This window comes from Ochrobactrum sp. EDr1-4 (assembly GCF_049199085.1).
Lineage (GTDB): Bacteria > Pseudomonadota > Alphaproteobacteria > Rhizobiales > Rhizobiaceae > Brucella.
In genome coordinates, this window is record NZ_JBLZOF010000008.1 from 47,708 (window position 1) to 67,775 (window position 20,068).

Genomic DNA, 20,068 nt, shown 5'->3' on the forward strand with positions numbered 1-20,068 from the left:
CTCTTTTGGACTGATGGCTGACGGCCTAATGTTCACTAAAACGCAGTAATTTAGTGATGTAGTTAAGCTTGGATTGATTTCGGCAAAGGGCGCTATCTATGGAATGGGCTTTCCTCCACACGCTGACATTCACCTTCATGTCGGTATTCTCGATGGTAAACCCGATTGGCATGGCTCCCGTGTTTCTGGCTCAAACCAGTCGCCAGCCGAAAGAGGAACGCCACAAACTTGCGTTCAGGGTCGCATGTTATGGCGCTATTCTGCTTATCATAACGTTATTTATCGGGCCGAGCATCCTTCAGTTCTTTGGTGTCGCTCTTGCCGATATGCAGGTTGCAGGAGGGATTTTCGTATTCTTCACTGCTTGGCAAATGCTAGTTGCAGACCCGACGCCGCCAGCGGGTGTAGCAGAAGCACCTACCGGTCGTGATAAATCAGCAGATATAGCATTCTTCCCTTTGACAATGCCCATCACAGCTGGGGCCGGCACGATTGCTATTATCCTCACATTATCGAGTAAAATGGAAGGCGGCCTACAGAACGAGGTGGCATCATACGCCGGCGCGGTTGTCGGAATCGTCTTGGTCTTTATCTGCGTTGCAATTTGCTACAGGTACTCAGACGCAATCTTTAAGAAAATCGGTCCAGCGGGAACGGCGGTATTGACGAGGCTAACCGCATTCTTGCTCTTGGCTATCGGCGTCTCCGTGACTTGGGGCGGCTTGAGCAGTTTGATATTATCCTTGAAATGAGTGCACGCCCCCCTGCAAGGAACCTCTCTAGAACTCGATAAACCGCTTTGTCTGCGCATCGATATCAGGGCAATCAGCGCGGCTGAACGGCTCGAACGATATTAGGGTAATCTTAGGGTTCGGCTCGCGTTACGATGTAACTTAAATCGGTGTTTCTCTCGCGTAGTGATGTCAGATTAATCGGTGAAGCCTCGCGCGCGTGCGCGTATTGGTCTCAAAAATCCGTTTTTCGGATATTTCCGAGAAAGGGTATCAGTTGAATATATACCCTTGTAGATAACGCCCATCGCGGGGGTGTGATATTCGGTCAGCCGGTTTGTTCAGTTGATTTGTCAAACGACTCACATCACCATCTTGAAATAAATGTGAATGGGTGGGCAACAAATGACGCGGGCGTTCGACGGCTTCCTAGATATGCTAAATGCTTCGGCAAATCAGCTTTCACTAATCAATACGGCAACGTTCACTAAGAATGTGCACTCTTATTTGCAAAATGCCCTTAATCAAATACAGCCTTCTGATGAGGTTTTTTTTGGGTATGAACGAGGTAAAGGCGTATGCGCAGCGCCTTGTAAGCAAAATAAGTGCATCTTTCAGCACGAATATCGATGTTGAAAGAAATGAGTTTTCAGTTGCCGTCGAAAAATTGCGTACGTTCATGGAAAAATGTCAGCCATCGGAAACTGCCATAATTCTGGGATTGAGCTGACGGCGTATGAAATCAGTATCGTAGACTGATAAGCATTGGAAATATATGGCACCTGTACGTAAGACAAACGTTACTAAAGAAGAGTCAGATGTAGCCTAGGAGCTTATTGAGAGTTCACCAAACGACCCTATTTTGGCCATCCTAAGCGGCGCCTATCTCGAGCACTATTTGGCTCGATGCGTGCGAATGCATTTGCATTACGTCAAAGGGATTACCGATAAGGATTTCGACTTCGGGCCTTTTGCGTCGTTTGAAGCAAAGGCTAAGCTGGGACGTTTGACAGGTATCTACGGTGATAAGCTGTACCAAGACTTAAAAACGATAATCGATATTCGAAACATTTTTGCGCATCGCCGAGATGTTCATAGCTTTTCGAACCCCGATATTGAAAAGCTCATTCGCAAGCTAAAAATGGGTGCCACAGAAGTTGCGGCACTAAAAATCGTCAAAAAAAGCGATCCAACACTTCGAGAAATTTTTATTGCAACGACCACAACGATTACACAATTCATCGGAGACCGGCGCGCTACCCAGATGCCGGAGCCGCCTGAGCATTCATAAAGTTTTCCGCTTGTGTGCGGGTATGAATAATCTATTTTCAGCGCCTCTTGATCGAAAAGTGTTCAGTTTTGGGCATTACCCAATGCGTCCGCTTTTGGACACATCAGCACTAAGTCGCATATCAATGGGTTTCCCGCCCCTTCAACAGGGCATGTCAGCCGGACGAAATTCGTTCGCTTGATTATTGGGTTTCTTCCACTGCGGAAAGAACTCGATCTTGCGAAAAGGGGTATGCGCAAAATTGAGCAGACCCCCTCATTAAAATTCAGGAGACCTTTGCTAGCATCTTGCCTGCGGTCCAAATCTAGTTACTACTAACTAGATTGGCGATGAGGGGTTCATATGCAGCCGTTGGATATACTGTGGGTCGGCCTCGGAGGCGGGCTTGGCTCGGTGTTTCGATGGTGGGTTGGTAAACTGGCTGGCGAAAGCTATCAGGGGAAATTCCCGCTCGGAACATTCTTGATCAACGTGACAGGCGCTTTTGCCATAGGCTTTCTGTCGGTGCTGTTTTCTGTCGAGTGGTATGAACGCTTTGGCGATATCTTAAAAGCTGGCATTTTAACCGGCTTTCTCGGCGGATACACAACATTCAGTTCGATGCAGCTCGATGCAGTGAAGCTTGCGCGGGAGCGATACCAGAGCTTGGCAATCGTGTATCTTTTTGTATCTGTTATTGCAGGTTTAGCCGCAGCAGCATTCGGTGCATTGTTAGCAAGCTGGATAGGGTGAGGTGCTCGCGATGATTAATACAATCATATTCGTTTTCGTCGGCGGCGCTGTCGGAGCCATGGCCCGTGAATTTCTAATGTTGGTCGTGCCAAACCTTTCAGACGGCATTCCGATGTCGATATTAGTCGCTAACGTCGTCGCATCATTCCTGCTCGGACTTACGACCAGCCTTTATCATAAAGGCACGCTCAGCCAAGGTGTCAACACATTGGTAGCGACTGGAATAATGGGCGGGCTTTCGACCTTCTCCAGCTTTGTTTACGGGGCATATGTACTCATGTCAGGATCGACAGCCGGAATGATGTCAGCGTTGCTCTATTTGGCGCTGAGTATTGTGCTCGGTTATATCGCCGTCGTTCTAGGATTGCGCTTGGGTAATCGTGGTTAGGCAATATTCTGCCCAGTGAGGAGTTTCCTGAGCGAAGCGGAGTGGAAAATGATTCTGATGTCAACATAAGACAACAGGCATCACCTCGAAACGGCCTTGGCGGCGTATGCCTTCCGGCAGATCTCCTCGCAGAAAGGGCTTCGAGTTTATCGCAATTGATTAATCGCTAATGACCACCTTAGAAAAACAAGCCGCGATTTTCTCGTTGGCTCCGAGGTCCTTCGCAAATTTCACCAGTTGAGGTCCGTCGCCGTCATCAGCCATACCGCCCCAGACATCTTTAAACGTTTGCTTGCCCGAGGAGTTTTCAAAGAAAAAATAGCCGGGGTCAGCCACAGGCGTTGAGGCATAAATTACAGTCCAGTCATCTGACTGCATAAAACTGTCAACTTCGACCTTTGATGGTTTCACCTTTTCTTTGAGGCTTTCCGAGATGAGTTTCGCGTACTCAGTCTTTCGCTCTTTCGTTAGTGCTTGATCTACCCCTGGGCAATTCACTGCTGCGGTTGCCGGGTGTATGAACAGTGAGCCAGCCAAGGCAATTAAAGCGGACCTGGTTATTAATGACATATTCGGCCTCCTATAATGCTGTTAGAGCGAAATAACTTGAGCCTAACGCTTGTCAGGTCTGGAGATCAATCGAAAAACCAAGCCAAAACAAAAACCCCGGCGTTGAGGCCGGGGTTCGGTTTATTAAGGGTGTTATAATTTTCGGCGGTGGTTCATGTAATAGCGGATCTCTTTCCAGCCGATAAAAGCTAACACATACGATAGTGCAGCAAGAATAGCCGCTTCAATTATTAGAAACCAAATCACGATGCGTCTTCAAGCCTGAACTAGGCCGCCTCCTGATTTTTTGCCCTTCATCCATGGAAGCGCGACTTCTGGTACTTCGAGAATTCCGGTCTTCTTGGCGAAACCTCGAATGGCGCTCTCTGCTGCTTCCACTGGTTTGATGCCATCGTGGCTATCGCAGCACGCTTTCCAAGCGGTTTCATAAATGAGGCCACGGTCGTATTCGGGCCATTCATAAAGAAAATCTAAAGCATCCCCGATGCTGGCAATTTCTCGAACAAGGTAAGGGCCGTCCTTCACAAAAACAGGACTGTCAAACAAACGGTCGCTCATCGAAACCTCCATTTGATCGAACGTTAAATGTTGGAATGACGGTTTCGATTTAGTTACCAATCTATCGGTTTCAAGGCCTTCACAATCACAAAAATCGTAAAACAGAATGGCTCGATGCATTAACATGGCCGGGCACCAGCTTGTCGAGCATGGGAAGCACCTCAGAAAGCTGGCTGCGACTTTTCCAGTGCATCGATACGCGCACGAACAAATGCCGGTGTGAGCAAACCATTCATCAGGCGTTTACGGCACCCGTCCAGCACGCGCTCATGCAATCTGCTCAAATCTGAGCCGAACACGGTCGCTAAAAATTTATCGGCCTCTTGCTGCGATGAGATTGAAGGAAATGGCGCGTTTTCATCTTCACCGTTTGCTGCGAGTGCATACCCGTTTTTTTTCTTTGCCGGGAAGTCGGGGGAGCTTGCTACAGCGCTTTTGATTTGCGCGCTTCGCTCCCCCTCAACGTCACCCATAACTGGAGAACCGTCGCTCACTTCATAGCCGTTTATTACAGGTAATCCTGTAAGGTATTCCTTAAAGGTAATTGGTGGCATTTTCTGCCCACCTTGGTCGGCACTTTCTGCCATCCTTGGTGGGCATTTATTGCCGTCCTTGTCATTTTCAGGGTGGGCAACTTCTGCCACCCTTGCAGCCTCAAAGTGGGCATTATTTGCCATGCTGGATTGCGGCTTATTGCGTACATTCTGATCGGCTTTAATCTCGCGCTGGCGTTCTTCCAATTCCTGAACATACATCTGAACTCGCTCATGATGCGGGTTGTCGATGCGATAAACCGTGATGCCATTTCTCCGGCCAACCGGAATGAGATAGTTATGCTGCTCAAGCAGTCGGCGGGCCTTAACAGCGGTGTGGTGCGAACGCAGACCAGCACGAATAAAGACACGGCTGTTTGATGCGTAAGCGGTCGTTGCCTGGAGTGTCTTCTTGTCGATGGTGACGACGGACGCATAGACGATAATCAGGTTAAGGCACTGACCAGCGCGCAAAAGCGGATCGGCTGCTACTGTCTCGAACAGCGAGAACTTGAAAGCGGCGAGTTCCTGCTTGGCCTGATCGAACGCATTCGGGCTTTGACGGCGTGGGAAGGCGTGAACCTCGGCGGATGCCCCGCTTTTGCAATTAGAGCCTGATGTATCTTTTGGCCGAGAATTTGAAATGACAGGCCCAAACTGCGAACCTTGACCATGAGCGCCTGACTATCGCCTGCAAGCTTGTCCTCATTCACACCGGCCTTTTTCACCAGCTTCTGATACTCTTCGTAATAGCGCCCGCCATCACGGATCATGGCCTGTAGTGTGTTGTCGTCAATGCCGATGAAATTCGCTTGCACCTTGGCGTTGGCATAAGGCATGCTGGCAAACTTTTTAGCCAAGACGCCCATAACGGCAGGAATGTTCGATGCATCCGCCTCGCTTCCGATCAGCTTTTGAATATAGCTCTTTCCACCCGGCAAACGGCGTATGAAGTCCGCAATGCCTTCCATGGCTTGTTGCGCGCCTTCTGCGCTTCCGCCAACCTGAGACATCGCATAGCCGACAGCCTTGATATCGCTATACCCAGCTTGACTGCATTCTCAGCCGTTTTCTTCAAGCTGTCATTGAATGTCTGTTCGCTCGACTTGTTGACCTGATAGCCAAGCGAGACGAGAAAATCACGGATTGTCGTAGAGGTCATTTCGCCCTCGCTACGTTCTCAGCCCCTTGAGCCGGTAAAACCGCCGCCCGTATCAGCCCGGAAAGGGAAGCCCCTTTCTTCCGCGCCAATTCTTTAAGCATCCGCTTTTCATCCTGAAAAACTCGGATGCGGATATAACCTGACATTGCAACATCTGACCGCATGGTAGTCTCCTTTCGTTGCAACGAGTTTACCACGAAAGACGATAGAGCATCGTTTCAAAGCTGTTTATTATCAATGACTTGATCTATATCAATGCGCATCATCGTCTATCATGTTCCATCAAATACCGATGACGCCTACACCTGCGACAATCTGTCATTACGGGAAGAGCTAGGCTTTGCTGATCCAGCCCAACGCCTTTGACCCTAATCAATGCGTGATTGTTGCAGGCAATACATCATGCATACATCAATATATATTCTTCTGGAGGGCATTGTGGGGACAAAGCTTCAATTGGCATCGATCATAAGTTCGATTGCGTTCATCGTTCTGATTGGCATTGGATTTATCGTAATCCTGACAGTTCCAGAGCTTTCACAAAACCCAGCCTATCCGATGATTTGGGCCGTGGTTATCAGCGCAATCATTACGCCAATCGTTGGCTGGCTTATCGCATCGAGAATAATCAAGGCGCGATAAAGCCTGTCTGCGCATCTTATGATGCATATCAAGCCACAATGCGCCTGCGCCAATTGCCTACGGTTTGAGGGCTTACGCCGAGACGCAGGGAAATCTCGCGGTCAGACAATTCCGGCTGAGTGTCCAACATGGTCATGACTGCTGCACGCTTGTCGGCATTGGTTCTGTGTCCAGTTTGGACAGTTGCCGCATGTGGTTTGCCGTTTTCATAGAGCCCGCGCAGAATGACGAAATCGGCCTCGATGCGGTCCATAAACGGGTCTTCCCGTTCTGTGGGATCAATCCACTGGCTTTCGAATTCGTATTTCTTCCAAGCGAAACGCGCTTCCATGTCACGCCATGAACGAACCGGCTCGTTATTGATGAAATCCTCAACCAGTCTTTGGCGAACATAAACCTCTGGCTCCTGTTCGTGATATTCAAAGAACAAGGCGCGGTCCCATCGCTGCTTATTCCAAGCCTTAATTTCATCCATCGCCGCTTGGATGGTCGTTGGCATGGGAAATGCCGATGAAATCGTACTTTTGGCCCTCTCGGTTCCTCTCAGCATTATACCGGCCTCTTCACCGTCCATAAATGCTGTGTACTGACGCTGAACTCCTGACGTGCAAGCATACGGCATGATGACTGAGAACGGCTCTATTGCGGCTCGCAAAGCTATTTCCCATGGTGTCGGGTCGAAGACAGCTTTGATCGACCCGTACTCCTCCAGAACCAATTCACGCTTCACAGCACCCTTGCGCTGCCGATCCGAACGCTGAGCTTTCATTTCCGGGCTATTGAAGAAATCCTCGAATACGTTCCTTGGTTTTGGCTGCTGAATAGGTTCGTCCAATTTGGAAACAGCCTCGTTGAAAGACAGGCCAGCCTTTGCAGCTATCTTGCTGGCTCTCGCCTTGGCCGCTGCGCGTTCGCCCTCGGTGGCGCCGCCAGCGACCAGCGCATAAACCTTGCGAAACCGTTCGATGTCCAAATTGGACGCAGTATGAATATTCATGTGCCCTCGCCTCAATCCGCACGAAGCGGCACAAGTTCAATGCGTGTGATGGTTTGAACAGGCTGTTCTGCATCGCCTGAAATCTGCAACCGCAGCACCTTGCCAAGCAGCCCCATAAAAGCGACTGGATTTTCTTCTGCCTGCTTTGTCAGGTATGAAACCAGCCCATCTTCACCCGACTTATTACCAGCATCCGCCGCTGCGGTCAGGATTGCATCTTTCAGCAAAGCCGTGGTTTTATTCATTGCGCCTTGCGGCCTGCCCTTGCCTGCCGCTGGTGGGCGACGTTTCTCAATAGCGTTCATTATTGCGCCCTCGCTCTGATGAGATTGCTTTCTGTAATTGCTTGGACAGCCTCGACCGCTGTTAGCCCAAACTGTTCCCGAAGGTACGGAATGACAGGGCGCGGCTTTGCTGCGTTTGGTGTGGTTGCCAGCCAGATAGCGGCGCGTTTAACTGGATCAGACATTTGAATCCTCCGAGCAATCGACGGGGTAACCGCATTCGCGAAGACCGTGCTCGCGCGCAGCAACTCACCCTGCAACGGGTGCGCCTATATATTGCCAAAGCGCATTTTTGTGATCGGTTTCGGTCTCTCCTCAATTTGAAGCAGCATAAGGTTGTCGCACGGTTGTTTGAAGCGGGACCCGATGGTTTCATTGGTGGTTTGAGTGCCGAGAATTATCTGGCCATTACCTAAACTTCCCGCGTCACGGTGACCCGTGATCTGCAGTATCTGGTCGATAAGCGGCTTTGACGCGGCAAGGGCAGTTGCGCTTGTAACCGGGGCAGATTTGTTGGGTGGGTCTTTTGTTTTCGAGTCAAAGTCAAGAATATATTTGTCCGGTTCCCGGCAGATGTAACACGATGCGATTGTAGATAACCGGTCAGAAACATCGGTTCCTTTAAAGCGGGCATGAACTGGCGGATTTGAAACTGGGGCCGATTTGGTGGCACAAACTGATCGATCATATGCGATTTCCGGAAGGTTCTTACGTAGAGCCAAGAGCAGTCGTACTTCAACCCGACAGCTTTAGGCGGTCGCGGTTCCAGATTGCCAGTCAAGAACATCGGCCGTTAAAGCTGGGTTTAATGCCAGTTTACCCATCATATTTGATTTAGATTATCCAAAAATTACATTTTCACAAATTCTTACCTTAGCACTGTGCTTAGGTCATTTGCGTACTCATTCACTTCGCGAAGGTCGAGTTTGGATTCTACATGGTCGAGATGATGGGCCAGAAGACACAGCGCTTGCTCGGCGTTTTGTTTTGTGATCGCCTCAACGATTTTTGCATGCTCCTCAGAACCACAGTTGACGATATCGGTATCGCGGTAGATCGCTGTAATCAATGATGTTCGCGAAATGAGGTCTCTCATCATTGTAAAAAGAAAGTCAGACGATGTAAGTTCGGCCAAAAGAACATGAAATCCGCCTGAAAGCTTGATGATGTCCGTCGTCATTCTCCGGCTGATTGCTCTTTTTTCCTCACTAAGATGGTGGCTCAGACGTCTTAGATCGGCCCGTGTAGCGTGTTTACAAAGATGTTGGACGACACATCGCTCAACTGCACGCCTTACAAAAAATACGTCGCGCGCCTCTCTGACCGTCGGCTTGCAAATAAAGGCGCCATGATTGGGGACTATATCGACCAATCCCTCGCGACTAAGTGCTGCGAGTGCCTGTCGAGCGCGAGTACGACTGACATTAAAAAACGCTGCCAATTCCTCTTCTTTAAGCTGGAAACCAGGACGTAAACGTCGTTCAGCTATCGAAAGCCAGATTTTCTCAACAATCTGATGTGTCAATGCATCCCTTTGCCCTGCCATGAGTTATACTCCCCTTCTCAACCAGCAGGCGTGATACAAGTAGAAAGTCAACTATATAAGTAGAACAAACAACATAAAATTGTCAACAATCAACTGTTATGCATTTTTTATGTTGTCAACGTACAAGAAAGCTTATTTTTTGGCAGAGGATAATTATAACTGTTCACTTTGGATGTGGCGTAGCCCGCACCGACGAGGGCTTCGGCTAATTTGACTGCAGCTGTTACGCCATCAATGACCGGCACACCGGTCGCTATCTTAAGACGTTCACACAATGCTGACATGCCAGCACAGCCCAGTACAATCGCTTCGGCCCCATCGTCAGTCTTTGCTCGCTCGATTTCCGCAATTAATAGCTGTTCGGCGAGAGACTGATCATCTTCTAAAGCCAGAACCGGCAGGTCAATTGCTCGAACTTTGCGGCAATATCGCTCTGCCCCATAATTACTGACAAGCTCCTCGATGATCGCGACCGACCGCGGAAGCGTGGTAATCACCGAAAAACGACGGCTGATTGTCATCGCTACCTGGACTGCTGCTTGACAAATACCGATGACTGGACCTTTTGCCACTTCCCGTGCAGCGTGAAGGCCAGGATCATCGAAGCACGCTATTACATAGGCGTCCACGTCTTGCGCTTCACTTTTCATGATCTCAGCAAGCATACCCGGTATCGACATCGCTTCGTCCATAGACCCCTCTATGCTTTTAGGCGTCTCTAGAGGATTGGTAGCAGTAATACGGGTTTGCGTATGTTTGACCATCAGGGCGCTCTCCATTGCCTGATTTGTCATAGAAGCGGTGGAGTTAGGATTGATTAAGTGAATATGCATAATTTAATTTTCCGCTGTCCTGCGTCTAAACTACTACTTCTGAAAATGCCCAATTGATGGGGCCTTCAACTCAAACTGACGATCTGAAGTCACGTAATTATCAGCGTGCAGGCGAGCTATCGGTTGGTAGCATTCAGGGTCAACATAGTGACCCTCAGCATCAAGACAATTACGTCGGACATGCATATGAACGACCTCCCCTAAAACGAGCGTACGGCGTGGGTAATCAATGAGCCGCTCAACGCGACATTCAAAAACACAAGGAGCCTCTTGCGGGAATGCTGCTTTGATCTTGATACAATCTTGAGCGGTTAGTCCCGCAACCGCGAGCTCATCAACTTCCGCGTCAAAACCCAAACCACAAATCAACATTTGCTCGGATAACCCCATATCGACCATGCTAATAGCAAACTCGCCGGATCGACGTATGTTAACCATAGTATCCTTTTCTTCTCCTGATTGGCGTGGCTGAATTCCCAGCACAACAATTGCCGGATCATGCGAGAAGACGTTGAAGAAACTCATGGGCGCTGCATTGTTGTTTCCAGAAGTTGATCGGGTTGTTACCAGCGCAATAGGACGCGGCCCGATGAAATTGGTGAGAAGACGATAGCGGCTTCGTGAATCAATGGTCTCAAAGTCAAATTCCATGGCGACCCAAACTGTAAGAAATATTCAACAACTTTTAGATTTATTGTAAACAATAAATCAGTTATTTCAATCCATCAGTTGACTTTTTCTCGTACATGACGATTGTCGAATGGAACACGGAGAAGTCTTTATGAAAGCAGCAACTGCCCTATCAATCGAACAGATCGTAGAAAAAATCTGGCTTTCGATTGCAGAGCGGCGATTACGTCCTGGCATCCAGCTTAAGGAAGAACAACTCGCCACTATTTTCAACGTAAGTCGCGCCCGTGTACGCCAGGCTCTGACCGTGCTGGAACGAGACGGGCTTGTAACCATGATCCCAAATCGTGGTGCTTTCGTTAGTAAGCCAACGGTGCAGGAGGCACGCGATGTCTTCTCTGTCCGGCAGGCTGTGGAGCGCTGCATTGTAGAGCGGCTCTGTAGCTCTTCACTCAAAGAAAACGTGAAACGTCTCCGTGACCATGTCAATTTGGAGCGAATCGCTAATAGGGATGATATTACTACAGACATCATCAAGCTGTCTGGCGGGTTCCATCTTCTATTGGCTGAACTGACAGGTTCTGATTTTCTATTTACCACCATGCGCGACCTTATTTCCCGCAGTTCTCTGATTACAGCAATTTATCGCAAGACAGATCATTTCAACTGTGGTCCGGATGAACATGCCGAAATCGTAAAAGCGATTTCTGCAAAGGAGGCAGAAAAGGCAATCGAATTGATGGCACATCATCTTGAGCATGTAGAATCCGAACTTGATCTAAGCGAGATACGTGAGCTTTCCTATGATCTGCGTGCAGCTTTAACGTAAGCTGATAAGGATCACAGCTTCTCAGCATCTGTGCTGCGCGATTAGACGTGCATCTCGATTTGAAGACCGATCAGCACCCTGACTTGTTGCGTTAAGCGCACCTTCACTTAAAACATGCATTCTAGTTAACCTCCATCTCGACCAAATGGCAGGCCACACGCGTACGGTTGGGTAGAAGCATCATCACCGGCGCTTCTTTGGAACAACGCTCGATAGCAAGCGGACACCGCGGATGAAAAGTGCAACCAGAAGGCGGTTTTAAAGGACTAGGCACCTCACCGCTTGCTGGCTCACGATTGCGGTTTGGCGCGTCGATATTGGGGATCGTCTGCAATAAGAGTTGGGTATATGGATGCCGCGGATCAGCAAATAGTTCTTCTGTATCGCCTTCTTCAACAATGCGCCCCAGATACATCACTGCAATTCGATCAGACATATGGCGAACCACACTCATATCATGGCTGATAAAGAGATATGTGAGACCCAATTCATCCTGCAGGCGGCGCATCAGGTTGAGAACCTGTGCCTGTACAGAAACGTCAAGTGCTGATGTTGGCTCATCACAGACGAGAAACTCAGGTTCGCTCGCCAATGCTCGAGCTATCGAAATACGCTGGCGCTGTCCACCTGAGAATTCGTGCGGAAATTTCTCGCCGTCTGCAGCAGAGAGACCGACAATTCGCAGCAGCTCTTCAACACGGTGGTCAATCTCAACCGCACTATCACGCAACTTGAGTTCGCGTAGCGGCTCCGCAACGATGTTCTTTACCCGCCAGCGTGGATTAAGTGAAGCATAGGGGTCTTGAAATATCATCTGCGCCGATAAAGGTGCGCCACTTTTTCCTGCTGCAAATCGCATCCCACCACTGGTGGCAGGATATAGACCGGTAACAAGACGGGCAACAGTAGATTTTCCGCAGCCGCTTTCACCGACAATGCTTAAACAACCACCAGCCGGAACGGTGAAGCTGATGTCGTTGACTGCTTTGAGATACTGTTTGGATTTGCGCTCGACCAAGCGGTTAAGCCAAGGTGCTGAAACATCAAAGGTTTTAGTAAGCCGCTCAACGGTTAAAGCCGGGGTTTTACTTAAGGAATTTGTCATGCGGTGCCTCCTGCATTTAGCCAGCATGCACTGGCTGTCACACCCGAAAATACGAGCTCTGGCCTCTCCCGCCGACAACGAGCCCCGCTCTGGCTACAACGGGGATTAAAAGCGCAGCCATCGGGAATGGAATCGAGACGTGGCATAGAGCCATCTATCTGATTTAGTTTTTCCACCCGCGCACCCAATGAAGGAATCGACGACATCAATCCTTGGGTATAGGGATGAGATGGCTGATGAAGCACCTGCTCCACTGGCCCAACCTCAATCAGGCGCCCCGCATACATAACAGCAATACGATCTGCTGCTTCGGCAATGACGCCCATGTCGTGAGTAACCAGCATAACTGCCGTCTGCTTTTCTTTGCAAAGTTTGCGCAGCAGCGAAATAATCTGCGCCTGGATCGAAACATCAAGCGCTGTGGTTGGCTCATCAGCAATGACCAGTTTAGGAGACGCGGCAAGTGCGAGAGCGATCACCACACGCTGGCGCATACCACCAGAGAACTGGTGTGGATACTGGTCAACTCGCTCTTCGGGCGACGGAATACCAACGTCGCGCAATAATTGGACCGCACGGGCACGGGCCAATCCTCTGCTAAGACCCAGATGTTGCCGGATGGTTTCCGTTAGCTGCGATCCCACCGTAAAGAGTGGGTTGAGGGACGTAAGAGGATCCTGAAAGATTGCACCAATTTCGCGACCACGAATTTTTTCCATTGCGCGGTCATCGAGGTTATCGATGCGCTGCTTGCCCAGCCATACCTCGCCCCCGGCAATATGCCCCGGCCGTTCCAGTAACCCTTGGATCGCAAGACCGGTCATTGATTTACCGGCTCCCGACTCGCCTACCACACCGAGGATTTCTCCTGGGCGTATCGTTAAGGAGACATCTGACAACGCAGTGACTGTACCGTGACGACCGGGAAAATTGACACGAAGATTGCGAACATCAACGACTGGCTCTTGCATCTCAATCATGTTTGCTTTCCTCGTTTGGTGCCTCAATTGGATAGCTTGGCGGGAATATTTCATTTACCGAAGGGTTGTTCCAGCTCCGCTCAGGATATTTCGCAATCAGACTGTCAAACTGAGCTTGTGCCTGAACTCGTGCCTTCTCCATGTCAAAACCAGCCAACTGCCGATTGAGCATCGAAACACGTCCATCCACAAACACGGCTTGGGTTATTTTTCCAGATCCACCGACGACAATGGTTGTGATCGGATCAATCGACGGAGCCATGATAGTGTCATCCAGACGGAAGACTGCGATGTCTGCGCGTGCCCCCGACGACAAATGCCCGATATCCGTACGGCCCAAGGCCTTTGCACCACCAATCGTTGCTGCATCGAAGAGATCGGCTGTACGAAGACGATCAGGTGCATTGTCGGCCACTCTTCCAGTGATGAGGCCAGCCAGCAGGTTCATCAGCATATCGGGCGGGGTTGTATCAGTGCCCATGGCGACATTAATCCCACGCCTGCGGCACTCGGAAAACGATTTAAGAATTGATCCACCGCGACCCGAAACCAACGGGCAATGAACGATCGAAACAGCATTCTGTGCGTAAAGATCAAGGTCTTCATCGGTTGCATTGGTAGCATGTGGAGCAATGAGCCGCTCGCTCAGAAGCCCATGGCTGGCAAGCCAAACAGGCGCTGTAGAACCATGCAACATGCGCACGGTGTCCACTTCCATTGCCCCTTGAGCCATGTGAAGCCGGAACTTGCAGCCGAGATCACGTGCGGCCGCATCTGTGCGCTTGATAAGAGCAAGCGTGGAAGTCTCCACCCGGTCGGGCACAAGCATTCCCCGTACCAGATCACCATATCGACCGGTTTGACGCTCAATATAAGTAATCGCGTTGTTCAGTCCCTGAAAACCACGCTCTTCATCGAAAACCGGAACTATTTTGCCCGGCTGTTCCAGAACCATACCACCTGAGCGATATGCGGGGCTTAGATAAACGCGTAGGCCCAAATCGCCCGCGGCGTCTGCGGCAGCATCAAACTCTGCAACCGTTTCCGCCCACTCGCGATAGAACAACGAAGCAATCGGAGTGGCTGTTGTGATACCGTTCAATAAAAGCTGACCAAAAGCAAACCGCTTTTGAAAGGCCAATTGTCCCTCATCATACATCTCATAGGGCCCGGCATCGACATAACAGCGCGGCCAAACACGACCTTTCGCCCAGCCGGGATGATGGTCAATTCCAAGAATAGTCGTATCGAGATCTGAAAGAGCGTCGAGATCAATCAGTCCAGGACTGATAAGTGCGTTACCAAAATCTATTCGGCGTGCGACTTCTCCGGGAAATTTGTGTCCGACGAAGAGGATCTGACCATCCTCAAAAACCACTTCACCATCTTTGAGCAGGCGATGGCCGCCGTCTTTATGCCCGACCACCCAACTGGCCGTGATAAGAGTGCGGCCAGAGGGCCGCTCACCTAAGACAAGAGAATTCAGAGCAACATTCTTCATGGCATTTCAACCACACATTTACCTTGTCGAGCTGTAACGCGGCCGCCTTTTACAACCAGCGGGCGCGGCGCTACATCGACCACCGCATGCGCCAGCGTTTCGCCGGTCAAAAGGGTGAAATCGGCATGACACCCGATATCAAGCCCGTAATTCTCAAGCGCCATCACATCGGCTCCACCTTGAGACACAATATAAAGAACGTGCTCCAGTTCCTGATCAGAACGAACGCCATTCTTCATGCCAATGATCTTGGCACGGTCAAGCATATCAGGCTGTCCCCATGGGCCCCAGGTATCACGAATACCGTCGCAACCGCCACCAATACGAACACCTGCTTCTTTCAGCCGCCTGATTGATGGGACAGTCGCTGATGGTGCTCCGGTGGTCAAAATTGCAACATCCAGAATTGCTAACTGTTCAATAAGTTGGCCAACCCGCAGATAATCATTCATACCGAGTGCAAAGGCATGACTGATTGCCACCTTGCCTTCCATGCCATGTGCACGAATACGCTCAAAGATAAGCTCCATCGTAAAAGCGCCAAGCTCACCTGTCTCGTGCAGATGAATGTCGATCGGCACACCATGTCTTGTTGCAAGTGAGAATAGAGCATCCAGCTGGCCTTTTGGGTCACGATCAATGCCACACGGGTCGATCCCACCAAGAACTTCGCAACCCTGCCGGAGTGCCTCATCAAGAAGCTCTTCGGTGCCCGGTGTGACCATTAAGCCAGACTGGGGAAATGCGACAACTTCGATATCGATGATACCTTTGAGCTTCTCGCGCGTTTCCCATATACCTTCAACAAGTGACAAACCGTGGGTCGGGTCTATATCGACATGACTGCGGATGTGCGTGCTGCCATGGGCCGAAAGACCAATCGCATGACGCATCGATTGGCGATGTGGATCAATCCCGATTTCCAGCCTGTTTTCGCGTTCAAAATCGATACGCTCACGCAATATGGCGGCGCGGTTGTTGACGTGCCACGGCATGGCCCAGGTTGTCTTATCAAGATGCGTGTGAGCATCAATTAACCCCGGAACCAGTATCGCGTTACTTCCTTCTTCAATCGCCATTCCGGGTTCAGCCGCAAACTGTCCGAAACCGGCAATTCTCCCATCTTTGATCATGAGGTCGCAGTTTTCGCCTGCCATTGGGCGGATGTTGCGAAGCAAAAGATTGTTCATTTAACTTACCTCAGTTTCGGATTAAGCGCATCGCGCAGCCAGTCGCCGAGCATATTGACGGCCACAACAAGCAGGCAGAGCTGGATGACGGGGAAAACCACAATCCACCATGAACCGGAAAACAGGAACTGATTGCCGATACGGATCAGGGTTCCCAGCGACGGTTGGCTCGGCGGCATGCCTATTCCAAGGAACGAAAGGGTCGCTTCGGTCAGGATCGCCATACCGAAATTAAGCGTTGCCGCGACCATAATGGGTGTCAGTGTGTTGGGCAGGATGTGCTTTGTCATGATCCGCCGTGACGGCACACCAATCAGCCGTGCCGCTGAAACATAGTCCTTACCCGCCTCGACAATCGCCTGCGCTCGAACAGTACGAGCATATTGCACCCATGCTGAAAGCGAAATTGCCAATATGAGAACGGCCGACGCGCCAATCTCACGAAGGCTCACTGGCAACATCTGTCGCACAACAGTCGAAACGAGAATAGCGACCAGAATAGTGGGTATTGATAGCGTCACGTCACCAAAACGCATCAAAAGATTGTCGATAAAGCCACCGAAATAGCCGGAGACTAATCCAGCAGTCAGACCGATCAGCAGGGAAAGCAACACCGAAGCGATACCGATGACGATTGAAATTCTGGTGCCGTAAAGAATAGCCGAAAGCATGTCACGGCCTTGCGTGTCGGTGCCCAACAGGAACGGCCACTCACCTCCCTCTTCCCAAAATGGAGGCAGCTCTGCTTTCCACATGTCGAGCGCTGCACCATCATAAGGATTTTGCGGTGCGATCAACGGTGCGAACACTGCACTCAGTATCAAAACTGCCAGCAGCGTAGCGCTTAACATTGCTGTCTTGCTGTGTGTGAAGGACCACCAAAGGTCACTCTTGCGAATTCGCTGGACAAGCGAAGATCGCGTGACGGGGGCAGCTTGCGAGGATGGGGTGCTCATTAAGACAGACTCCCGTTGGTCAGCGAGCCGTGCGCAAACGGGGATCGATGACCGCATAGGCAACATCCACCAGAGTGTTAAGCACGACAAAAATGAAGGAAATAATGCAAAGATAGGCCGCCATCACGGGAATATCGAGGAACGTGACCGCCTGAATGAACAGCATACCCATCCCCGGCCACTGGAAAACAGTTTCTGTGATCAGTGCGAACGCAATCAGCGAACCGATATTCATGGCCGTCAAGGTCACGACTGGCATCAGACAATTGCGCAATGCATGCCTGAAATAAATGCGCCATCTCGGAATACCCCGTGCGCGCGCAAACTTGATATATTCGGATCGCAGCACTTCCAGCATTTCAGCACGTACCAGACGCATCACAAGCGTAACCTGATAAAGCGAAAGTGCTATGGCTGGCAGGATGATCGCAGCTCTTCCCGACGGCGTGAGAAGGCCAGTGGACCAACCGCCAATATAAACAACTTCGCCGCGTCCGAAAGCGGGAAACCAGCCAATTGATACAGAGAAAACAAGGATAAGCAGAATACCCACCACGAAACTGGGTAGCGATACGCCAACAATGGAAAGAAACTGGAGGCTCTCCGTGTACCATTTTCCGCGTTTGATGGCAGTAAGCACACCCAAAGGCAATCCAACTAAGAGTGAAATGATCGTCGCAACGAAAACCAGCTCAAGGGTTGCGGGAAATCGCTCGCTTATCAGACCCAATACATCCTGACCATTTCGGTAGGAAATACCAAAATTCCCTTGCGCTGCATTCACAACAAAGCGCGAATACTGAACAAGCAGGCCATCATTGAGACCCAGCCGTTCGCGCAAATTATCGCGGTCGGCCTGCGTCATTTGTTCATTGGCCATCATCTCGACTGGATCACCCGCAAGGCGGAAAATCAGAAAAGCAAGCAAAGCGACGGCCAACATCACCATGACAGCGTTTGCCAGGCGCTTAATGATAAAAACCAGCATGAAATTTCCTCGGTAACAACATGGTACGCCCGGGGACGCATCCCCGGGACAGCATCAACAGATTATTGGGTAAAACGCGTAAGCCAATGACGCGGCTTATTGTCAGGCAACTGCACGATCTTGTCGATATTCTTCGACATAACCCAGGCCATAGGCTGCTGGTGCAGAGGTAACATCACTATTTCGTCTTTCGCCATTTCCAATGCTTTGGTCTGGAGTGCGAGACGCTTAGGACGATCCATTTCAGTAGAAGCTTGTACAATAAGCTCGTCGATCTCTGGATAGCTCCATCCGCCCCAGTTAAAAACGCCCGCATTTGCAGTCTTTGTAGCAATCATCTGAAGCAGAATCGAATAGCTGTCCAACATTGGCTCGGTGGCCCAACCAATGAGGTAGACGTCAGCCTTACCTCCGGTACGTTTTGGTGCCTGTGCGGCAGTCGGCGCAATATCGAGTTGCGGCTTGAACCCGCCACGGCTCAACATATTTACCATGCCCTGACAAAGCTCTTCCTCATTCACATAAGCGTCAGTTGTACACACCAGCGTGAATGGAAAGTCGACAGCGTCTGCTTCAGCCAAAAGCTTCTTGGACAGTTCCGGATCATACGGCAAAGTTGTGTCCAGTTCCGCCGTGTAGCCCGGAATTTCTGGTGCAACTATCGCTCCCGCCGTGCGTGATTTGCCACGCATGATCCGCTTCTGGATCAGCTCGCGGTCAAGAGCGTGAGCAAATGCTTGCCTTACCCGCAGATCGTTAAATTTATTAGGAGCACCGTTAGCAAGTTCCGGCTTACGATTGAAACCCATCATTACCGTACGAAGATCTGTACGCTCAAGAACGTTTAAATCAGGCTGAGCCTGTAAACGAGGCAGATCCTGCGACGGCGCACTTTCGGTAAAGTTGATTTCGCCCGAAAGTAGCGCTGCCACACGCGTTGGGGCAGATGTGATAGGTGTGAATTCTATACGGTCGATATTGGATTGGGAATCATCCCACCAGTCTGCATTTTTCACAAGAATAGTTTTTGAGTCCGGGACGCGACTCTCAAGCTTGAAGGGACCAGTACCATTGGTGTTATAGGTAGCATATCCTTCAATCTTGGCACCAACATCGGTCGGCTTTTCCGAATTGTTTTTCTTCAGCCAACCCTCATCGAAAATATGGATATTGGTGAGATCGTTGAGCAGAAGCGGATAAGGGCCGCTGAGTTCAATGTCGACGGTGTAATCATCAACCTTGCTAGAGGACTTATAGGCAGGCAAATTTCCTCGCAACGGCGAAACCGGATCGCTTACCCGTTTGAGCGAGGCCAGAACATCATCAGCCGTAAATTCGGCACCGTCATGGAATTTCACGCCTTTTCGCAAATGAAACCGCCACGTCGTATCCGATATATTTTCCCATGATTGAGCTAGTGCAGGCTCAATCTTTAAATCCGCATCGTAGCGAACCAGCCCCTCATAAACATGATTGAGGAAAGACAGCGTGTAACTATCACCATACGAATAAGGGTCGAGTGAATAGATGTCTCGCGCAGCCCCCCATTTGAGTGTTTCCGCATGGCCCGACAAAGTCAGACTCACCAGCATAGTGGCCGCAAGGCCCAATTTTTTTAACAT

Annotated in this window: 24 protein-coding genes and 1 pseudogene; 7 read left to right on the forward strand and 18 right to left on the reverse strand. The window is 50.2% G+C overall.

Translation table 11 applies throughout. The features are described 5' to 3' along the window. Window positions 1–98: 98 nt before the first annotated feature. The 4 genes from ACOZHT_RS19520 (at window position 99) to ACOZHT_RS19535 (ending at window position 3,142) form a co-directional block, all read left to right on the forward strand. Window positions 99–752, forward strand: a complete 654-nt coding sequence (locus tag ACOZHT_RS19520) for a MarC family protein (protein WP_339514244.1) — start codon at window positions 99–101, stop codon at window positions 750–752. Window positions 753–1,647: 895 nt separating this feature from the next. Beyond that, window positions 1,648–2,022 carry a hypothetical protein gene (locus ACOZHT_RS19525; RefSeq protein WP_339514242.1) on the forward strand — a complete coding sequence of 125 codons (375 nt, stop codon included), beginning with the start codon at window positions 1,648–1,650 and terminating at the stop codon, window positions 2,020–2,022. Between the two features lie 342 nt (window positions 2,023–2,364). Further along, window positions 2,365–2,754: a fluoride efflux transporter CrcB gene (gene crcB, locus ACOZHT_RS19530; RefSeq protein ID WP_421566312.1), complete on the forward strand. Its 390-nt coding sequence runs from the start codon at window positions 2,365–2,367 to the stop codon at window positions 2,752–2,754. 10 nt (window positions 2,755–2,764) lie between these two features. Further along, entirely contained in the window at window positions 2,765–3,142 is a 378-nt protein-coding gene (locus ACOZHT_RS19535; protein WP_421566313.1) for a CrcB family protein, read from the forward strand. A 159-nt stretch (window positions 3,143–3,301) separates the two neighbouring features. Here ACOZHT_RS19535 and ACOZHT_RS19540 read toward each other — a convergent pair whose 3' ends face one another. The 5 genes and pseudogenes from ACOZHT_RS19540 to ACOZHT_RS19560 all read right to left on the reverse strand — a co-directional run bounded on the left by ACOZHT_RS19540 (window position 3,302) and on the right by ACOZHT_RS19560 (window position 6,129). Beyond that, window positions 3,302–3,712 (reverse strand): hypothetical protein, encoded by a 411-nt coding sequence (locus tag ACOZHT_RS19540; RefSeq protein ID WP_339514236.1) that lies wholly within the window; start codon window positions 3,710–3,712, stop codon window positions 3,302–3,304. A 255-nt stretch (window positions 3,713–3,967) separates the two neighbouring features. Continuing rightward, window positions 3,968–4,270 carry a DUF982 domain-containing protein gene (locus ACOZHT_RS19545; RefSeq protein WP_339514234.1) on the reverse strand — a complete coding sequence of 101 codons (303 nt, stop codon included), beginning with the start codon at window positions 4,268–4,270 and terminating at the stop codon, window positions 3,968–3,970. 161 nt (window positions 4,271–4,431) lie between these two features. After that, window positions 4,432–4,824, reverse strand: a complete 393-nt coding sequence (locus ACOZHT_RS19550; protein ID WP_421566381.1) for a hypothetical protein — start codon at window positions 4,822–4,824, stop codon at window positions 4,432–4,434. Next, a pseudogene (locus tag ACOZHT_RS19555) lies at window positions 4,779–5,448 on the reverse strand (hypothetical protein). Before ACOZHT_RS19555 ends, ACOZHT_RS19550 begins: the two are co-directional and overlap by 46 nt. 513 nt (window positions 5,449–5,961) lie before the next feature. Further along, window positions 5,962–6,129, reverse strand: a complete 168-nt coding sequence (locus tag ACOZHT_RS19560; RefSeq protein WP_339514232.1) for a hypothetical protein — start codon at window positions 6,127–6,129, stop codon at window positions 5,962–5,964. A gap of 238 nt (window positions 6,130–6,367) precedes the next feature. Between ACOZHT_RS19560 and ACOZHT_RS19565 the strand changes: the two genes are divergently transcribed. Beyond that, complete coding sequence (locus tag ACOZHT_RS19565; RefSeq protein WP_339514230.1) at window positions 6,368–6,607, forward strand: hypothetical protein; 240 nt, start codon at window positions 6,368–6,370, stop codon at window positions 6,605–6,607. A gap of 28 nt (window positions 6,608–6,635) precedes the next feature. Here the strand turns inward: ACOZHT_RS19565 and ACOZHT_RS19570 are convergent, their stop codons facing one another. The 3 genes from ACOZHT_RS19570 to ACOZHT_RS19580 are packed head-to-tail and all read right to left on the reverse strand — an operon-like array spanning window position 6,636 to window position 8,073. After that, entirely contained in the window at window positions 6,636–7,604 is a 969-nt protein-coding gene (locus ACOZHT_RS19570) for a winged helix-turn-helix domain-containing protein (protein WP_421566314.1), read from the reverse strand. A gap of 11 nt (window positions 7,605–7,615) precedes the next feature. Continuing rightward, window positions 7,616–7,909 carry a hypothetical protein gene (locus ACOZHT_RS19575; protein ID WP_339514226.1) on the reverse strand — a complete coding sequence of 98 codons (294 nt, stop codon included), beginning with the start codon at window positions 7,907–7,909 and terminating at the stop codon, window positions 7,616–7,618. Next, window positions 7,909–8,073 carry a hypothetical protein gene (locus tag ACOZHT_RS19580; protein WP_339514224.1) on the reverse strand — a complete coding sequence of 55 codons (165 nt, stop codon included), beginning with the start codon at window positions 8,071–8,073 and terminating at the stop codon, window positions 7,909–7,911. Before ACOZHT_RS19580 ends, ACOZHT_RS19575 begins: the two co-directional genes overlap by 1 nt. Between ACOZHT_RS19580 and ACOZHT_RS19585 the strand changes: the two genes are divergently transcribed. Further along, entirely contained in the window at window positions 8,074–8,304 is a 231-nt protein-coding gene (locus tag ACOZHT_RS19585) for a hypothetical protein (RefSeq protein ID WP_339514222.1), read from the forward strand. It begins immediately after the preceding gene. Between the two features lie 452 nt (window positions 8,305–8,756). On the opposite strand, the gene ACOZHT_RS19590 is transcribed toward ACOZHT_RS19585, so the two are convergent. The 3 genes from ACOZHT_RS19590 to ACOZHT_RS19600 form a co-directional block, all read right to left on the reverse strand. Then, entirely contained in the window at window positions 8,757–9,434 is a 678-nt protein-coding gene (locus ACOZHT_RS19590; protein WP_339514220.1) for a GntR family transcriptional regulator, read from the reverse strand. Window positions 9,435–9,541: 107 nt separating this feature from the next. Then, complete coding sequence (locus tag ACOZHT_RS19595) at window positions 9,542–10,267, reverse strand: aspartate/glutamate racemase family protein (protein WP_339514218.1); 726 nt, start codon at window positions 10,265–10,267, stop codon at window positions 9,542–9,544. 33 nt (window positions 10,268–10,300) lie between these two features. Next, window positions 10,301–10,918 carry a flavin reductase family protein gene (locus ACOZHT_RS19600; protein ID WP_421566315.1) on the reverse strand — a complete coding sequence of 206 codons (618 nt, stop codon included), beginning with the start codon at window positions 10,916–10,918 and terminating at the stop codon, window positions 10,301–10,303. A 130-nt stretch (window positions 10,919–11,048) separates the two neighbouring features. On the opposite strand from ACOZHT_RS19600, the gene ACOZHT_RS19605 reads away from it, so the two are divergent. Then, window positions 11,049–11,726 carry a GntR family transcriptional regulator gene (locus ACOZHT_RS19605; protein WP_339514214.1) on the forward strand — a complete coding sequence of 226 codons (678 nt, stop codon included), beginning with the start codon at window positions 11,049–11,051 and terminating at the stop codon, window positions 11,724–11,726. 121 nt (window positions 11,727–11,847) lie between these two features. Here ACOZHT_RS19605 and ACOZHT_RS19610 read toward each other — a convergent pair whose 3' ends face one another. The 7 genes from ACOZHT_RS19610 to ACOZHT_RS19640 all read right to left on the reverse strand — a co-directional run bounded on the left by ACOZHT_RS19610 (window position 11,848) and on the right by ACOZHT_RS19640 (window position 20,068). Next, window positions 11,848–12,831: an ABC transporter ATP-binding protein gene (locus ACOZHT_RS19610; protein WP_339514212.1), complete on the reverse strand. Its 984-nt coding sequence runs from the start codon at window positions 12,829–12,831 to the stop codon at window positions 11,848–11,850. Then, a complete protein-coding gene (locus ACOZHT_RS19615) occupies window positions 12,828–13,811 on the reverse strand; it encodes an ABC transporter ATP-binding protein (RefSeq protein WP_339514210.1) in 984 nt (327 codons plus the stop codon). Before ACOZHT_RS19615 ends, ACOZHT_RS19610 begins: the two co-directional genes overlap by 4 nt. Beyond that, window positions 13,804–15,312, reverse strand: a complete 1,509-nt coding sequence (locus ACOZHT_RS19620) for an amidohydrolase family protein (RefSeq protein ID WP_421566316.1) — start codon at window positions 15,310–15,312, stop codon at window positions 13,804–13,806. The genes ACOZHT_RS19615 and ACOZHT_RS19620 overlap by 8 nt, the downstream gene beginning before the upstream one ends. After that, window positions 15,309–16,502, reverse strand: a complete 1,194-nt coding sequence (locus ACOZHT_RS19625) for an amidohydrolase family protein (RefSeq protein WP_421566317.1) — start codon at window positions 16,500–16,502, stop codon at window positions 15,309–15,311. The genes ACOZHT_RS19620 and ACOZHT_RS19625 overlap by 4 nt, the downstream gene beginning before the upstream one ends. Window positions 16,503–16,507: 5 nt before the next feature. After that, entirely contained in the window at window positions 16,508–17,458 is a 951-nt protein-coding gene (locus tag ACOZHT_RS19630; RefSeq protein WP_339514204.1) for an ABC transporter permease, read from the reverse strand. A gap of 19 nt (window positions 17,459–17,477) precedes the next feature. Continuing rightward, on the reverse strand, window positions 17,478–18,446 hold the full coding sequence (locus ACOZHT_RS19635; protein WP_339514202.1) for an ABC transporter permease: 969 nt from the start codon (window positions 18,444–18,446) through the stop codon (window positions 17,478–17,480). Window positions 18,447–18,508: 62 nt separating this feature from the next. Continuing rightward, complete coding sequence (locus ACOZHT_RS19640; RefSeq protein WP_339514200.1) at window positions 18,509–20,068, reverse strand: ABC transporter substrate-binding protein; 1,560 nt, start codon at window positions 20,066–20,068, stop codon at window positions 18,509–18,511.

Excerpts from the sequence above, each read along its gene's own strand:
- ACOZHT_RS19520 (WP_339514244.1), top strand. The coding sequence starts at position 99 with ATGGAATGGGCTTTCCTCCACACGCTGACATTCACCTTCATGTCGGTA.
- ACOZHT_RS19525 (WP_339514242.1), top strand. The coding sequence starts at position 1,648 with ATGCATTTGCATTACGTCAAAGGGATTACCGATAAGGATTTCGACTTC.
- crcB (WP_421566312.1), top strand. The coding sequence starts at position 2,365 with ATGCAGCCGTTGGATATACTGTGGGTCGGCCTCGGAGGCGGGCTTGGC.
- ACOZHT_RS19535 (WP_421566313.1), top strand. The coding sequence starts at position 2,765 with ATGATTAATACAATCATATTCGTTTTCGTCGGCGGCGCTGTCGGAGCC.
- ACOZHT_RS19540 (WP_339514236.1), bottom strand. The coding sequence starts at position 3,712 with ATGTCATTAATAACCAGGTCCGCTTTAATTGCCTTGGCTGGCTCACTG.
- ACOZHT_RS19545 (WP_339514234.1), bottom strand. The coding sequence starts at position 4,270 with ATGAGCGACCGTTTGTTTGACAGTCCTGTTTTTGTGAAGGACGGCCCT.
- ACOZHT_RS19550 (WP_421566381.1), bottom strand. The coding sequence starts at position 4,824 with ATGCCACCAATTACCTTTAAGGAATACCTTACAGGATTACCTGTAATA.
- ACOZHT_RS19560 (WP_339514232.1), bottom strand. The coding sequence starts at position 6,129 with ATGCGGTCAGATGTTGCAATGTCAGGTTATATCCGCATCCGAGTTTTT.
- ACOZHT_RS19565 (WP_339514230.1), top strand. The coding sequence starts at position 6,368 with ATGCATACATCAATATATATTCTTCTGGAGGGCATTGTGGGGACAAAG.
- ACOZHT_RS19570 (WP_421566314.1), bottom strand. The coding sequence starts at position 7,604 with ATGAATATTCATACTGCGTCCAATTTGGACATCGAACGGTTTCGCAAG.
- ACOZHT_RS19575 (WP_339514226.1), bottom strand. The coding sequence starts at position 7,909 with ATGAACGCTATTGAGAAACGTCGCCCACCAGCGGCAGGCAAGGGCAGG.
- ACOZHT_RS19580 (WP_339514224.1), bottom strand. The coding sequence starts at position 8,073 with ATGTCTGATCCAGTTAAACGCGCCGCTATCTGGCTGGCAACCACACCA.
- ACOZHT_RS19590 (WP_339514220.1), bottom strand. The coding sequence starts at position 9,434 with ATGGCAGGGCAAAGGGATGCATTGACACATCAGATTGTTGAGAAAATC.
- ACOZHT_RS19595 (WP_339514218.1), bottom strand. The coding sequence starts at position 10,267 with ATGCATATTCACTTAATCAATCCTAACTCCACCGCTTCTATGACAAAT.
- ACOZHT_RS19600 (WP_421566315.1), bottom strand. The coding sequence starts at position 10,918 with ATGGAATTTGACTTTGAGACCATTGATTCACGAAGCCGCTATCGTCTT.
- ACOZHT_RS19605 (WP_339514214.1), top strand. The coding sequence starts at position 11,049 with ATGAAAGCAGCAACTGCCCTATCAATCGAACAGATCGTAGAAAAAATC.
- ACOZHT_RS19610 (WP_339514212.1), bottom strand. The coding sequence starts at position 12,831 with ATGACAAATTCCTTAAGTAAAACCCCGGCTTTAACCGTTGAGCGGCTT.
- ACOZHT_RS19615 (WP_339514210.1), bottom strand. The coding sequence starts at position 13,811 with ATGATTGAGATGCAAGAGCCAGTCGTTGATGTTCGCAATCTTCGTGTC.
- ACOZHT_RS19620 (WP_421566316.1), bottom strand. The coding sequence starts at position 15,312 with ATGAAGAATGTTGCTCTGAATTCTCTTGTCTTAGGTGAGCGGCCCTCT.
- ACOZHT_RS19625 (WP_421566317.1), bottom strand. The coding sequence starts at position 16,502 with ATGAACAATCTTTTGCTTCGCAACATCCGCCCAATGGCAGGCGAAAAC.
- ACOZHT_RS19630 (WP_339514204.1), bottom strand. The coding sequence starts at position 17,458 with ATGAGCACCCCATCCTCGCAAGCTGCCCCCGTCACGCGATCTTCGCTT.
- ACOZHT_RS19635 (WP_339514202.1), bottom strand. The coding sequence starts at position 18,446 with ATGCTGGTTTTTATCATTAAGCGCCTGGCAAACGCTGTCATGGTGATG.
- ACOZHT_RS19640 (WP_339514200.1), bottom strand. The coding sequence starts at position 20,068 with ATGTTAAAAAAATTGGGCCTTGCGGCCACTATGCTGGTGAGTCTGACT.